General features: G+C 50.5%; 11 protein-coding genes. 6 read left to right on the top strand and 5 right to left on the bottom strand.

Annotated elements, in window-relative coordinates; translation table 11 throughout:
• Nucleotides 1-23: 23 nt before the first annotated feature.
• Nucleotides 24-587 carry an alkyl hydroperoxide reductase subunit C gene (gene ahpC, locus OGY09_RS24585; protein ID WP_002894394.1) on the bottom strand — a complete coding sequence of 188 codons (564 nt, stop codon included), beginning with the start codon at nucleotides 585-587 and terminating at the stop codon, nucleotides 24-26.
• Between the two features lie 374 nt (nucleotides 588-961).
• Between ahpC and dsbG the strand changes: the two genes are divergently transcribed.
• The 4 genes from dsbG (at nucleotide 962) to OGY09_RS24565 (ending at nucleotide 4,805) form a co-directional block, all read left to right on the top strand.
• Nucleotides 962-1,708 (top strand): thiol:disulfide interchange protein DsbG, encoded by a 747-nt coding sequence (gene dsbG / locus OGY09_RS24580; protein WP_032942669.1) that lies wholly within the window; start codon nucleotides 962-964, stop codon nucleotides 1,706-1,708.
• 203 nt (nucleotides 1,709-1,911) lie between these two features.
• Nucleotides 1,912-2,814: a DNA-binding transcriptional repressor CitR gene (gene citR / locus OGY09_RS24575; RefSeq protein WP_032942668.1), complete on the top strand. Its 903-nt coding sequence runs from the start codon at nucleotides 1,912-1,914 to the stop codon at nucleotides 2,812-2,814.
• 165 nt (nucleotides 2,815-2,979) lie between these two features.
• The gene (locus tag OGY09_RS24570; protein WP_032942667.1) at nucleotides 2,980-4,203 is read left to right on the top strand and encodes a phosphoadenosine phosphosulfate reductase; all 1,224 of its coding nucleotides are present in this window, start codon (nucleotides 2,980-2,982) and stop codon (nucleotides 4,201-4,203) included.
• On the top strand, nucleotides 4,188-4,805 hold the full coding sequence (locus tag OGY09_RS24565; RefSeq protein WP_032942666.1) for an IbrB-like domain-containing protein: 618 nt from the start codon (nucleotides 4,188-4,190) through the stop codon (nucleotides 4,803-4,805). Before OGY09_RS24570 ends, OGY09_RS24565 begins: the two co-directional genes overlap by 16 nt.
• Here OGY09_RS24565 and OGY09_RS24560 read toward each other — a convergent pair whose 3' ends face one another.
• Nucleotides 4,806-5,966, bottom strand: coding sequence for a pyridoxal phosphate-dependent aminotransferase (locus OGY09_RS24560; protein WP_032942665.1), 1,161 nt, complete (start codon nucleotides 5,964-5,966; stop codon nucleotides 4,806-4,808). It lies immediately after the preceding gene.
• Nucleotides 5,967-6,098: 132 nt separating this feature from the next.
• Between OGY09_RS24560 and OGY09_RS24555 the strand changes: the two genes are divergently transcribed.
• On the top strand, nucleotides 6,099-7,187 hold the full coding sequence (locus OGY09_RS24555) for an oxidoreductase (protein ID WP_275399111.1): 1,089 nt from the start codon (nucleotides 6,099-6,101) through the stop codon (nucleotides 7,185-7,187).
• Between the two features lie 110 nt (nucleotides 7,188-7,297).
• Here OGY09_RS24555 and OGY09_RS24550 read toward each other — a convergent pair whose 3' ends face one another.
• Nucleotides 7,298-7,495, bottom strand: coding sequence for a YbdD/YjiX family protein (locus OGY09_RS24550; protein WP_003022064.1), 198 nt, complete (start codon nucleotides 7,493-7,495; stop codon nucleotides 7,298-7,300).
• A gap of 63 nt (nucleotides 7,496-7,558) precedes the next feature.
• Nucleotides 7,559-9,664, bottom strand: a complete 2,106-nt coding sequence (cstA, locus tag OGY09_RS24545; RefSeq protein ID WP_008784063.1) for a pyruvate/proton symporter CstA — start codon at nucleotides 9,662-9,664, stop codon at nucleotides 7,559-7,561.
• A 499-nt stretch (nucleotides 9,665-10,163) separates the two neighbouring features.
• Between cstA and OGY09_RS24540 the strand changes: the two genes are divergently transcribed.
• Nucleotides 10,164-14,537 (top strand): autotransporter outer membrane beta-barrel domain-containing protein, encoded by a 4,374-nt coding sequence (locus OGY09_RS24540; RefSeq protein WP_032942663.1) that lies wholly within the window; start codon nucleotides 10,164-10,166, stop codon nucleotides 14,535-14,537.
• 38 nt (nucleotides 14,538-14,575) lie between these two features.
• Here OGY09_RS24540 and entH read toward each other — a convergent pair whose 3' ends face one another.
• Nucleotides 14,576-14,989 (bottom strand): proofreading thioesterase EntH, encoded by a 414-nt coding sequence (gene entH, locus OGY09_RS24535; protein ID WP_032944336.1) that lies wholly within the window; start codon nucleotides 14,987-14,989, stop codon nucleotides 14,576-14,578.
• Between the last annotated feature and the right edge of the window lies 1 nt (nucleotide 14,990).

The following is a 14,990-nucleotide window of genomic DNA, read 5'->3' as shown; positions in this document are numbered from 1 at the left end:
ATCCGGCCTACAAACTATGCGACTTAGATTTTACCAACCAGGTCCAGAGATGGCGCTAAGGTTGCTTCACCTTCTTTCCATTTTGCCGGGCAAACTTCACCTGGGTGGGAAGCGACGTACTGTGCTGCTTTGATTTTACGCAGCAGGTCAGACGCATCACGGCCGATACCTTCAGCGGTAACTTCGATTGCCTGGATGATACCCTGCGGGTCAACAACGAAGGTTGCGCGGTCAGCCAGACCTTCATCTTCACGCATGTTGTCGAAGTTACGGGTCAGGGCGCCAGTCGGGTCGCCGATCATCGCGTATTTGATTTTCGCGATGGTTTCAGAGCTGCTGTGCCATGCTTTGTGGGTGAAGTGGGTGTCGGTAGACACGGAATACACATCTACGCCCAGTTTCTGCAGTTCTTCATAGTGGTCTGCAACGTCACCCAGCTCGGTCGGGCATACGAAAGTAAAGTCAGCCGGGTAGAAGAAGAAGACGCTCCAGCGACCTTCGGTATCTTTCTCGGTTACTTCGATGAACTCACCGTTTTTGAACGCCTGGTTTTTGAAAGGTTTAATTTTGGTATTAATCAAAGACATCTGTACTTCCTCCGTGTTTTCGTTGAGAGATAAGTTAACGAAAATCTCTTCGCAGGGCTAATGCGTTTCCTTTATCAAATCAATAAGCGTTAACTAACAACCCACTCAAACTCATGTTGTGAACCTAAAGATAAAAGTAAAAAAGGCCCCCTTTGCAGGGAGCCTCATTACCCGAGCTACCCGCAGGTAACGTCAGTGCCAGCAGAGCTGGCTATGTGTTGCGCTCTACATTACCTTAACAAAGGTCGTAACAGCGATGGGGATTACATCACCCAACTAAAGAAAGGGCAATCGACAGACCGTCGATCTTACCTATGGCTGTGATAGGTTTTGCAATTAAGCCCACTTTCCTGCTGATTTTATAAGGAAAATCAATGTTTAAACGCACCTTACTCTTAACTCTTCTCCCCGCTATCGTGCACGCAGAGGAGCTCCCTGCCCCTGTTAAAGCCATTGAGAAACAGGGGATTACGATCCTGAAGCCCTTCGACGCACCGGGTGGAATGAAAGGCTATCTGGGAAAATACCAGGACATGGGGGTCACTATCTATGTCACGCCTGACGGTAAACATGCCATCTCCGGCTACATGTATAATGAAAAAGGCGAAAACCTCAGTAATGCGCTCATAGAAAAAGAGATCTATGCCCCTGCCGGACGTGAGATGTGGCAGCGAATGGAAAAAGCGTCGTGGATTCTGGACGGGAAAAAAGAAGCCCCGGTCATCGTTTACGTGTTTGCCGATCCCTTCTGTCCTTATTGCAAACAGTTCTGGCAGCAGGCGCGCCCATGGGTAGATTCCGGTAAAGTTCAGCTGCGTACGCTGCTGGTTGGCGTGATCAAGCCCGAAAGCCCGGCAACTGCTGCTGCGATCCTGGCATCCAAAGATCCGGCCAAAACCTGGCATGACTATGAAGCATCCGGCGGGAAAATGAAGCTGGAAATCCCCACGTCTGTCCATCCAGAACAGATGAAAGTACTGAATATCAACCAAAAACTCATGGATGATTTAGGTGCTAATGTGACGCCCGCGATCTACTACATGAGCAAAGACGATACGTTACAACAGGAAGTGGGATTACCCGATAAAGATAAATTAAATATTATTATGGGAAATAAATAAAGGTAACAGAATGAGTGATTGTTATGGTTCTCATTTCAATCACTCTTTTAAATATATTTTTATCGTAACCATCAAGCAATCTGTGTTATTTTAGTTTAAGTTAATTATTCATTAAGCCATAAACATAAATTCTAAGAATGATTAGAATTTAAATTATTCAACAATTGAATTATCCTATACATTACCATCACAGGAAGGTATGCATGGCTAACCTCTATGACCTCAAAAAATTCGATCTTAACCTGTTGGTAATTTTTGAATGTATTTATCAACATTTGAGCATCAGTAAAGCTGCGGCAACACTGTATATCACCCCTTCAGCCGTCAGCCAGTCATTACAGCGACTGCGTACACAGTTTAACGACCCCTTGTTTATTCGCTCAGGCAAAGGCATTACGCCTACGGTCACAGGGGTAAACCTTCATCTTCACCTTGAAAAAAATCTCAATAATCTGGAACAAACCATCAATATCATGCACGGTTCCAGCCTGAAAAATAAATTCGTCATCTACAGCCCACAAATTACAACCAACCTGAATGTGACATCTTTAATTAATAGCCTCAGAGAAAATTCAGATATTGAAATTGAGCATCATGATATATTAATGTCAGCAGAAACGGCCGAAAACATCCTTGCCTATCGTAAAGCCGATCTGGTGATTACAACAACGCCAGTTCACAATCGTTCTATTGTATGTACTCATTTCAAGACTATTGACTGTGTTTTAGTGTGCAGTGGCAACCATCCAAGAATAAATGAGACGAGCACGCTCGAACAAATCCAACAAGAGCAATTTACATATTTTTCCTCTGAAGATCAGGGCATTAAAGATTATCGCTCCCGTGCCAGCGAATCGATGGCATTCCATAAAGTAGGTTTTAGTAGCGACTCCTTACTCTCGATTGCTAACGTTATCGCCAGTACGGATATTATTGGTGTGATCCCCAGACAAATTTATGAAATTTATCAGCCAGCATTGAAATTTAAAGAAATTAAAACCAATTTTGAATTACCAAAAGTAAAATTATTTATAATGTATAACCGGGCATCCTTGAATAACAAAGCCTTCGCAGAATACATAAGCAAACTATCCTTGGATAGTTAAGGATAACATGATTAAAAGCACATTATAATTCATATAAAATATACAATAACAAAATAGCATGCAGATAATGAATATATTTAAATATTGCATGCTGCAAGAAAAAGCTTATCCTATTACGGACATTTATTATGGCTGCAAATAATAAAAATTCGATATGGATTTGATATGTCTGTTTATAAAATACCGTTGGATAAAAATGTTCTGCAAGCAGCACAGGAACGCATTACCTGGACGCTTGAAACTCTACCGCGTGTCTGCGTTTCTTTCTCTGGGGGTAAAGATTCGGGGTTAATGTTACATCTGACCGCCGCCATTGCCCGCCAGTTACAGAAAAAAATAAACGTCTTATTTATCGACTGGGAGGCTCAGTTTTCCTGCACTATCGACTATGTCCAGGCGCTACGCGAGAATTATTCCGATGTCATCGAAGAATTTTATTGGGTTGCATTGCCGCTGACGACACAAAATTCACTGTCACAATTTCAGCCTGAATGGCAATGCTGGGAACCAGGTACTCAATGGGTGCGCCAACCGCCCGCAGATGCCATTACCGATCCCGAGTTTTTCTCTTTCTACCAACCCGGTATGACTTTCGAGCAATTTGTTCGTGAGTTCGCTGAATGGTTTTCGCAGAAACGACCAGCCGCCATGATGGTCGGGATCCGCGCTGATGAGTCATATAATCGTTTTGTCGCCATTGCGAACTCGAAAAAACAGCGTTTTGCCGATGACAAACCCTGGACCACCAGCGCCCCCGGCGGGCATACCTGGTATATTTATCCGATTTATGACTGGAAAACTGCTGACATCTGGACGTGGTTTGCCAAGTCAACGCTCCCGTGTAATCCCCTGTACAACCTGATGTATCAGGCGGGAGTTCCCACGCGATACATGCGTATCTGCGAACCCTTTGGACCAGAACAACGCCAGGGGCTGTGGCTTTACCATGTTATTGAGCCTGAACGCTGGGCAATGATGTGCTCCCGCGTCAGCGGGGTAAAAAGTGGCGGGATATATGCTGGTCAGGACAACCATTTTTACGGTCACCGCAAAATATTAAAACCCGAACATTTAAGCTGGCAGGAATACGCCATGCTGTTATTGAAGAGTATGCCGGAAACGACCGCCGAACATTACCGCAATAAAATCGCCGTCTATTTACAGTGGTATAAGAAAAAAGGCATGGAGAATATCCCACAAACCCAGGAAAGAGATATTGGTTCAGTGGATATTCCGTCATGGCGGCGTATCTGTAAGGTCCTGCTGAATAACGACTATTGGTGCCGGGCTCTCTCATTTAGTCCAACGAAACCCAAAAACTATCAACGCTACAATGAGCGCATGAAAACAAAACGCCAGGAATGGGGACTCTTATGCAACAGCGATTAACTCAGGAACTCCTCGGCTTTCTTTCTGGTTTATCAGAACCAGAGAGAATTGAAGCCATAAATGAATTCAGAAAGGCAATACACAGCGTCAGTCCCTTTCGCGAGGAGCCCGTAGATTGCGTTCTTTGGGTTAAAAATGATCATATTTCACCCAATGACTACAACCCCAATAACGTTGCGCCACCGGAGAAAAAGCTGCTGCTGAAGTCCCTCGAAGCTGACGGGTTTACGCAGCCCATTGTAGTGGTTCACTCAACGGCTGAAGAGTACGAAATTGTCGACGGTTTCCACCGCCACGAGTTAGGTAAAGCCAAAGCCTCACTGAGGCCCAGGCTGAAAGGATATCTGCCGGTTGCCTGTTTAGAACGCGAACGCCATGAGCGTATGGCGGCAACCATTCGCCACAACCGCGCCCGCGGGCGTCATCAAATCCACGCCATGTCCGAGATTGTCCGCGAGCTATCGCAACTGGGATGGAGTGAAGAAAGAATTGGCAAGGATCTTGGTATGGACAGCGACGAGGTGTTACGCCTGAAGCAAATCAACGGCCTGCAAGCGTTGTTTGCTGACCGTCGATTCTCCAAAGCCTGGACTGTGAAATAGCTACAACGAAACCAGACGCTCGGCTGCCGCTAACAGCGTCGATTCTTGCTTGGCAAAACAGAGGCGAATCAGTTTATGCGGGAAAGGATCGGCGCAGAACACCGACAGCGGAATTGCCGCAACGCCCACTTCAGTGGTCAGCCACTGGCAAAACTCCACGTCGTTAAGCGAGGAAACGGCGCTGTAATCGACCAGTAAAAAGTATGTGCCTTCACACGGCAGAATTTCCAGTCGGCTGTCACGCAGCGCGTTCACTAACACGTCGCGTTTTTTCTGATAAAACGCGGGCAGTTCGCGATAGTGTGCCGGATCTTCTCGTAGCATATCCGCCAGTGCGAGCTGAGCCGGCGTGTTGACGGAAAACGTCAGATACTGGTGAACTTTTCGTAGCTCAGCGCTAATGGCGGCTGGCGCAACGCAGTATCCGACCTTCCAGCCAGTCATATGGTAGGTCTTACCAAACGATGAAACAGCAACAGCGCGTTCCCGCAGCTCTGAATGTGCCAGCACGCTGGCATGCCCCTGTTTGGCGAAACAGATATGCTCATAAACTTCGTCGCTGATGACAAAGATCTCGCGTTCTTTAATCGCCTGCCACAGCGCGTCAAAATCGGCGTGATGCCACACAGTGGCTGAAGGGTTATGTGGCGTGTTCAGGATAACCAAGCGGGTACGGTCGCTGAGTAAGGCACCAAACGCCTGCCAGTCGACGCGAAAAGCCGGTGGTTGCAGGGCGATACGTTTAACCACACCGCCGGATAATTCAACCGCAGGCGCATAGCTGTCGTAGCTCGGGTCGAAACAAATCACCTCATCACCAGGGCGCACCAGCGCAGTGATCGCGGCATATAATGCTTCTGTGGCCCCCGCCGTGATGGTCACTTCACTATTCGCGTCAGGTTTATAGCCGTACAGGTCTGCCGTTTTATCCGCGATGGCTTCGCGCAGCGGCTGCACGCCGGTCATCGGCGCATACTGGTTTGCGCCATGCGCGACGTGATACCCCAGACGCTCTTGCAAAAAGAGTGGACCGTCAAAATCAGGAAACCCCTGCGAGAGGTTAATGGCCTGATGCTGCTGAGCCAGCGCACTCATTTGCGTGAAGATAGTGGTGCCCAGATTAGGCAGTTTGCTTTGCGGAATCAGCGGGTTATTACTCATTATTGTTATCCCAGCGTGTGATGTTGTGGTTGAAGCCACTATAGCACGATGCTAGTATTTGGCAATCAAGACGTTCAGACGTCTATATAAAAATAACCTGCCTGGACAGGACAGCCAAAAGGACAACACAACATGAGTAATACCGAAATTCGCGTCGTCACCGGCCCAGCCAACTATTTTTCCCATCCTGGCAGCCTGTCGAGACTTAACGATTTTTTCACTGCCGACCAACTTTCACGCGCCGTGTGGGTTTATGGTGAACGCGCCATCGAAGCGGCCCGCCCTTACCTGCCAGAGACTTTTCATCTTGCCGAGGCTAAACGCCTGCTGTTTACGGGACATTGCAGCGAAACCGATGTTGCCCAACTGGCAAAAGAGTTGGGAGAGGATCGCAGTGTGGTGATTGGCGTGGGTGGCGGTACATTGCTCGACACCGCTAAAGCGTTGGCCCGTCGTCTGGATCTGCCGTTTGTCGGTATTCCTACTATCGCGGCGACCTGCGCTGCCTGGACGCCGCTCTCTGTCTGGTATAACGATGCGGGCCAGGCACTACATTTCGAAATTTTCGCTGACGCGAACTTCCTCGTGCTGGTCGAACCCGAGATCGTTCTCAATGCGCCAGAAGAATACCTACTGGCGGGGATCGGCGACACGCTGGCAAAGTGGTATGAAGCCGTCGTGCTCGCACCTCAGCCGGAAACACTGCCATTGACAGTACGTCTGGGTATTCAAGCCGCGCAGACCATCCGCGACGTCCTGCTGGAAAGCAGCGAGCAGGCGCTGGCAGACAAACAACAAGGCACGCTAAGCCGCACGTTTTGCGATGTGGTGGATGCGATTATTGCCGGAGGCGGCATGGTTGGTGGTCTGGGCGAGCGCTACACACGCGTGGCGGCGGCGCATTCTGTTCACAATGGCCTGACCGTCCTCCCACAAACCGAGAAGTTTTTACACGGCACCAAAGTGGCGTACGGCATCCTGGTGCAGAGCGCGCTGCTGGGACAAGATGTCGTGCTGGCGCAGTTAATTACCGCTTATCAGCGATTCAACCTGCCAACCCGATTAGCTCAACTGGAAGTGGACATCAATAACCGCGCCGAAATCGACAAAGTGATTGCGCACACTCTGCGCCCGGTGGAGTCCATTCACGCCCTGCCGGTAACGTTAACGCCGGAGACACTGCGCGCAGCATTCGAAAAGGTAGAGTCGTTTACGGTGTGATTATGGTGCGGGTTGCCTGATGACGGCTTCGCCTTATCAGGCCTACGACGACAAATTACGCCAATACGATGTTGTAGGCCGGATAAGCATCAACGCCATCCGGCAAAAAATCAACAGCACTTCGCGCCACCTTTCCCGCCATATCGTGCATCCTGGCGCTCACGGAAAAATTCTTCGTAGGTCATTGGCGTCTGGTCCGGATGCGTGACGCGCATATGTTCAACATAGTTGTCGTAATCCGGCACACCTATCATTAATCGGGCGGTCTGACCTAAATACTTCCCGGCTTTGGCGAGTGTTTCAAACATAGTGTTTCCCTGTCGTACAAACGCCCTCCCCGTTCAGGAGAGGGCTCGTTGGTTAAGAGAATATTAGTGCGCGCCTTTCGCCTGCGCCACGATCTCTTCGACATTCTCAGGCATCGGCTCGTACGGTGTCTCTTTCGAAGTTGGTTTGTCCTCTTTCAATGCTGCCAGCGCAGTTTTGATGGAGAACAGACCCAGCACCACAACGACGACCATGAAGAAGATGGTAAGACCCGCATCCAGGCGGTTGTTAAACACCAGTTGCGTCAGCTGCGACTGGGTGTACTGCGCCGGAATGTTACCGCTGTCGATCATCGCCTGGAACTTGTTGGCGATAGCCAGGAAGCCGATTTTCGCATCCGGGCTAAACGCTTTCTGCCAGCCAGCGGTCAGGGTACAAATTAGCAACCAGGCCGTTGGCACCAGCGCCACCCACGCGTAGCGCTGGCGTTTCATCTTGAACAGCACCACAGCACAGAGCATCAACGCCATACCGGCCAGCATCTGGTTAGCGATACCAAACAGCGGCCACAGGGTATTGATACCACCCAGAGGATCCACCACGCCCTGGTGTAAGAAGTAACCCCAGGCCAGCACGCACAGCGCTGTAGCCAGCAGGTTTGCAGGCAGCGAATCGGTACGTTTCAGGCTCGGTGATACCACGCCCAGCAAGTCCTGCAGCATAAAGCGCGCGGCGCGTGTACCGGCATCTACCGCCGTCAGAATAAACAACGCTTCAAACAGAATGGCGAAGTGATACCAGAACGCCACATCCATCATGCCGCCCAGTGCGCCATGCAGAATGTACGCCATCCCGACGGCCAGCGTCGGCGCACCACCTGCGCGGGAGATGATGGATTGCTCACCCACTTCATTGGCGATTTGATGCAGGGTGTCTGGCGTAATGGCAAAGCCCCAACTGCTGACTACCTGTGCCGCAGAAGCCACTACGTCAACCGTGCCCGCAGGAGCCAGCACCGCCATCGGGCTGTTCATTGCAAAGTACACGCCCGGATCGATGATGCACGCGGAAACCAGCGCCATAATGGCGACAAAGGATTCCATCAGCATTCCGCCGTAGCCGATAAAGCAGGCCTGCCCTTCATTTGCCAGCATCTTCGGCGTGGTTCCGGAGGAGATCAGCGCATGGAAGCCAGAAACCGCACCACAGGCAATGGTAATAAACAGGAACGGGAACAAGTTACCGGTCCAGACCGGGCCAGTACCGTCAACAAACTTGGTCAGCGCTGGCATGGTCAGCGTCGGACGCATGATTAGAATCCCTACTGCCAGACCAACAATGGTGCCGATTTTCAGGAAGGTAGAGAGGTAATCACGCGGGGCCAGCAGCAGCCACACAGGCAGGACGGCGGCAACAAAACCGTAGCCCACCAGCATCCACGTCAGCTGTACGCCGGTAAAGTCAAAGTACGGTGCCCAGGTCGGGCTTTCAGCCACCCAGCCGCCGGAAATAATGGCAAACACCAGGAACACCAGACCGATGACCGACACTTCGCCAATGCGGCCCGGGCGCAGATAGCGCAGATAAATCCCCATGAAGATCGCCAGCGGGATGGTGAACGCCACGGTGTAGGTTCCCCACGGACTGTGGGTCAGCGCTTTCACGACGATCATCGCCAGTACCGCGAGAATAATCACCATGATCATAAAACAGGCCACCAGCGCAATAACGCCCGCCGTTGGGCCCATCTCTTCTTTCACCAATTCGCCAAGGGAACGACCATCGCGACGGGTAGAAACAAACAGCACCATGAAGTCCTGCACCGCCCCTGCCAGTACTACCCCGGCGAGCAGCCAGATCATCCCCGGCAGATAACCCATTTGCGCCGCCAGCACCGGTCCAACTAACGGACCCGCTCCGGCAATTGCCGCAAAATGGTGACCAAACAGCACTTTTTTATCGGTGGGAACATAATCCAGACCGTCGTTATGGCGCACGGCTGGCGTCATACGTGTCGGATCAAGCGCCAGTACATTTTTCGCGATGTACAGGCCGTAGAAACGGTAAGCGATAAGGTAGACACAGACCGACGCCACGACTATCCACAACGCGTTGATCTGTTCACCACGATTTAATGCGATATAGCCGAGGGCAAATGCTCCCATAACGGAGAGCACTGTCCAGACGAGGTACTTCCCTGATTTGTTCATAGTTGTTATCCGTTGTCCGATCCAGAGAGATGTTACATTTTGTTTCTATAACATCTTTTCTGAATTTAACAACCTGACAACCATGCAAAGCAGATATATCACTGATTTTTTACATTGTATTGTTAACTTGATCACTATCAACGCAGAGACAACTGAAAAAATTGCGCAGTATGTGCCAACACCTCTATGTTTTATCCAATTCTCCTCTCAGCATGATGCTGAGCGTGCCACTTAATATTTTTACTATTAATAAGAATATTAATTAACAATATTAACCTGACTTTCTCAGCTTAACGGTTATTGCTCTTAGAGATTCAGACCATCCTGATTTTGTATGCAGTAAGTGCTTTATTTCACCTTAATCACCAATTTCAAAACAAAGAATATACCTGCAGCACCAGTTTTAATGACAAAATACCCCACATAAAAAAAATAAAATTAATTCAGCAGAATTTTTCAGCGCCAGGTTGTTCAGGATGGCCGTATAAGGATATAAATTATGAATAAATGCTATCGCATCGTCTGGAATATCGCGAGAAATATGTTTGTGGTGACGTCAGAACTCTCGCAGGGCGATCAACGGGTTCGTGCAACCGTCGCAGGCCTGGTGTTATCGGCAGTTGGATTAATGGCAAATTGCGTTCATGCCAGCGACTACGGCCCGCTTAGCGGTGAAACCATCAACTTAAATGATGGCGATACCGTGACATCTGTCGATGGAACCACGGGTATCGAAAGTCTGTCCTCAGGGGGGCAAGGCGTACAGATTAATGGTAAAACCACCATTAACGTTACCGGTGATAGTGGTTCTATTGGGGTAAAACTTGATAACAGCGCCAATAATAATTTAGGTACCGGTACACAGATTAACGTTACAGACACAGGAACGGCGAAAGCAGCATCAACCACAGGTCTTTATATTAACAACACCAGTCCAGGCACAAATATAGACGCCGAGAATATATCAATTAACACCATCAGTAAAAAAGATGCTTACGGAATTAACGTTCATACAGAAAACACCACGCTGAACTTCGGCAACAAGAGTAAAATTATCACCGAATCCCAAAATGGTAATGCGACGGGTGTCTATTTCTATGACGACAATAATACGTTAACCATGAACGCTGGATTAATCCAGGTTAACACCGATGCAACCGGTAAGGCTGTAGGTATCGACACATACTGGGCAAATGGTACCACGCTCAATTTTGGGGATGACAGCCGCATAGAATTAACCAGCGGCACAGCCGGCGGCAGCGCGCTCTATCTTGGAAAAAACACCCAGGTTAACGCGAACGGGCTGAACATTGATTTCACCGTATCAGAGACAGGAACAGGCACCACGATTTATGGTATCCAGGAGGGGCAATACAGCCAAATTAATCTGGGCAAGAACAGCGCAATTACGCTCTCAACGCCTGGAGGTACGGCATATGGACTTGTTTCTGGTTCACAAAGTTATTTTACGGCAGATAACCTTGATATCACCCTTTCCACAACCTCTAACGAGCGCGCAAACGGTACAGGCGCGGACATCAGCGGCAACGTGGATTTTGGCAATGATTCCACCATCACCGTGCACGGTTTCTCCGAAGGATACGGGATGATTGTTGAGGATTATTCGGCAACCAGTAAAGATGATGCCATCGGAACAGTAAAGGCCAACCACCTCACCATTGACGTCACCGGCCAGAAGACGGAAGGGCTTCGAATAGAAGGCGGCGTGGTTGATTTAGGGTCAGACAGCGCCATTAGCGCAAACGGGACTGCATCAACAATTTACCTGACCGGCCGAGGATACAGTGAATTCAATGCCAGAAATCTGACCGTCACGACCGCGCAGTCCACCGCTCTTACACTAATGAGCAGCATGCATGCCGCCGTCGCCAACATTGGTGAAGGCAGCAGCATTGATGGAAGAAATTCCACAGGCCACACGACCAACGGTATTGTGGCCAACACCCCTTACAGCGCACCGACAACCATAAATTTCAACGGTTCCGCAGAGCAGCGAAACACTATCTACGCGGTTAACGGCTATGGCGCATCAGCCCAATACAGTGGCGCGACGATCAATATATCCAATACGGATATCATCATGAGCGGTAAAAATCCTTACGGTCTTTGGGCCATCGGCGATGGGGATTTTACCCATGCAGGCATCATCAATGGTGAGAATCTGACCATTGATATGACCGGCGCTAACGGCAGTGGTTACGGCGTGGTGGTGCAAGAAGGCGGTATCGTGAATCTGACGGGCGATACCACCATCATCGCCGACGGCGGCGTTGCCATCTGGAACCCGAAAGTTTCCTCGGGCGGGAATGTTCTACCTGGCGGGACGGTAAGTGGCTCAGGAAAAATGACCATAACCGGCGACATCGTTAACAGCGGCTGGGGATATATCAACCTCAATATGGACGCGGGTTCTTATTTCGCCGGAGCAACCTCGGTTAATGAAAGCTTCAACGCTCAGGGGATTGATTCAATCCTCAATCTTAACCTTGCCGAGCAGAGCCAGTGGCGGGTTACCGATGATTCCACGCTCACGACGCTGACCAACGCAGGAACCCTTGAGCTGGCGGCAGACCACACAGCCGGAACTTACAGCACTGTGCATGCTGATGAGGTCACGCTGAAAGAAAGCAGTATTCTCAGCGTCGATTTAAGCGCCGCGGCGCTGGCCAGTCAGTCCGCTAACCCGCTAATTACCGGCGGACAGGTTAATCCTGGCGGCGATCTACACATCAGCAATTCGGGTAATGCGCTGGATCTCAACGCGCTGACCTCAGACAATCAACTGGCAGACATCGACACGGTTACGCTAATTGATGCCAACTCCGCAATCGTGAGCGATTTCGCTTCGATCTCAACCGATCCGGATACCCTGCCCGACTATATCGCGATTTCTGGTCAGGTTAATGCCCTTGATAATACCCAATATGAATTGGGCGTGGGGCTCAGTTGGTACGCCGGAGACTCCGCCGCGGTCTCTACGCCTGCACACGGTACGTTCACCCTGAACGCGGGCCAGACATTTACCGTCAATGGGTTGCTTGCAGATACCTCACCCAACGCCACCACGGGATGGGACGGTAAAAGTCTGACCAAAAAAGGAGACGGCACGCTCACCCTTACCGCAAAGAATACCTGGAGCGGAATCACAGACATTCAGCAGGGAACGCTGTGGTTGACTAGTTCTGGCGCTATTGGCTCTGAAGGGAGCAAGCAGAGCATCGATGTTGAAGCTGGAGCCACTCTCGGCGGTAACGGGGTAATCAACGGTGCTGTGAACAACGTCGGCCTGCTAAGCTTTGGTGATCGTACAACGCCAGATAGCCAGTTTATCGTTAATGGTAACGTAACCAATCAAGGTGTAATCCGCAGCAGTAGCACGACTCCCGGGAATGCGTTAATCATCAACGGCGACTACACGGGCAACGGCGGTCAGCTCTCACTTAACGCCAGTTTAGGCGATGATAATTCACCAACCGACCAGCTCATTGTCTCGGGTAATGTTAACGGCAGCACCACGCTCTACATCAATAATATGGATGGCGTGGGTGCATATACCGATCAAGGTATCGAGATTGTCGACGTCGGAGGGATATCATCGGATGACGCATTTTCTCTTGGCAATCAGATTCAAATCGGCCTGTATGAGTATCGTCTGTATGAAGATAACGAAAGCTGGTATTTGCGTTCCAAAGCAGAAACACCCGACGACCCGGATGATGACGTCACTCCGATCGATCCTGACGACAGCGACGTGACGCCTGTCGACCCTGACGATGGCGGCAGCGACGTGACGCCAGTTGATCCTGATGACGGCGATAGCGACGTCACACCGGTTGATCCTGATGACGGCGGCAGCGACGTCACACCGGTTGATCCTGATGACGGCGGCAGCAACGTTATTCCGTCAAATCCACAATATCGCGCCGATATAGGCGCTTATCTGGGCAACCAATGGCTGGCGCGTAGCCTGCAGATGCAAACGCTGTTCGATCGTGAAGGGAGCCAGTACCGCTCGGCCGAAGGAAGCGTCTGGGCGCGAATTAAAGGCGGAAAAACGGACACATCGGCTGTCAACGGCAATATCGACATGGACAGCGATTACACCCAGTTTCAGCTTGGCGGCGACCTTGCAACCTGGCGCGATGATCAGCAAAGCATCACGTTTGGCCTGATGGCCAGTTACCTTGACGGCAGTACCGACAGCACCGGAAATCGTGGCGCGGATGGCAGTCAGTTTACAGCCACAGGCGATATCGACGGTTACAATCTTGGCGCGTATGCCACCTGGTTCTCTGATGCCCGGCAACATCGCGGCTGGTATGTTGATACGTGGTATCAGTATGGCTTCTACAATAACAGCGTCGAGAATGGCAATGCCGGTTCAACGCATTACGACTCCCTGGCTCACGCGATTTCGCTGGAAAGCGGTTATCGCTACGACATGAATATGAGCAGCGCTAACACAGTAAGCCTGACGCCACAGGCGCAGGTTATCTGGCAACGCTACGAGGCAGATAGCGTTGAGACAAATGGTACACGCATAGACGGGCAAAATGGCGATAGCTGGACCACACGTCTTGGTCTGCGAATTGATAGCCAGCTTTCATTCGTCGATGCAACCGTCCGGCCATTCGCAGAGATTAACTGGCTACACTCCACCGACGATCTGGCCGTATCATTTGATAACGCAACGGTAAAACAGGATCTTCCTGCCGATCGCAGCGAGCTAAAAGTGGGAATTCAGGCGAATCTCAATAGCCAGTGGAACGTCAGCGTCCAGGCGGCGGGTCAGAAAGGTAATAACGACTACCGCGATCTCAACGGGAGTTTTAATCTGCGCTATAGCTGGTAACTGGTGTCACGAAGCGCGTCTAAACGACGCGCTTATCTTCACCCCATCACTGCAGTGCCTAAACGACAGGTGCAACAGCGTCGTCCCTGTTCATCAAAGATAACGATTTCCCAGCTTTGGCTCTGACGCCCGAGGTGCAGCGGCTGGCAGACACCGCGCACTTTCCCTTGCGATACCGCCCGATGATGCGTGGCGTTGAGTTCCGTCCCCACCACACACTGCCCGTCGCGGGTCATCAGATAACCCGCCATTGAACCCAGCGTTTCCGCCAGGGCCGCGGATGCGCCGCCGTGCAGAAGGCCAAATGGCTGATGCGTGCGGCTATCCACCGGCATTTCGGCTTCCAGCACATCATCACCCAGCCGGGTATAGACCATGCCTAAATGCGCCACCATCGTGTTCTGACTGGTGGCATTGAGTTCATCCAGCGTTAAATGACGCTTCCAGATCATC

Source organism: Citrobacter sp. Cpo071 (assembly GCF_030332765.1).
GTDB classification, from domain to species: domain Bacteria; phylum Pseudomonadota; class Gammaproteobacteria; order Enterobacterales; family Enterobacteriaceae; genus Citrobacter; species Citrobacter portucalensis.
The sequence above is the reverse complement of the archived record's forward strand: the minus strand, read 5'-3'. Positions and strand labels throughout refer to the sequence as shown.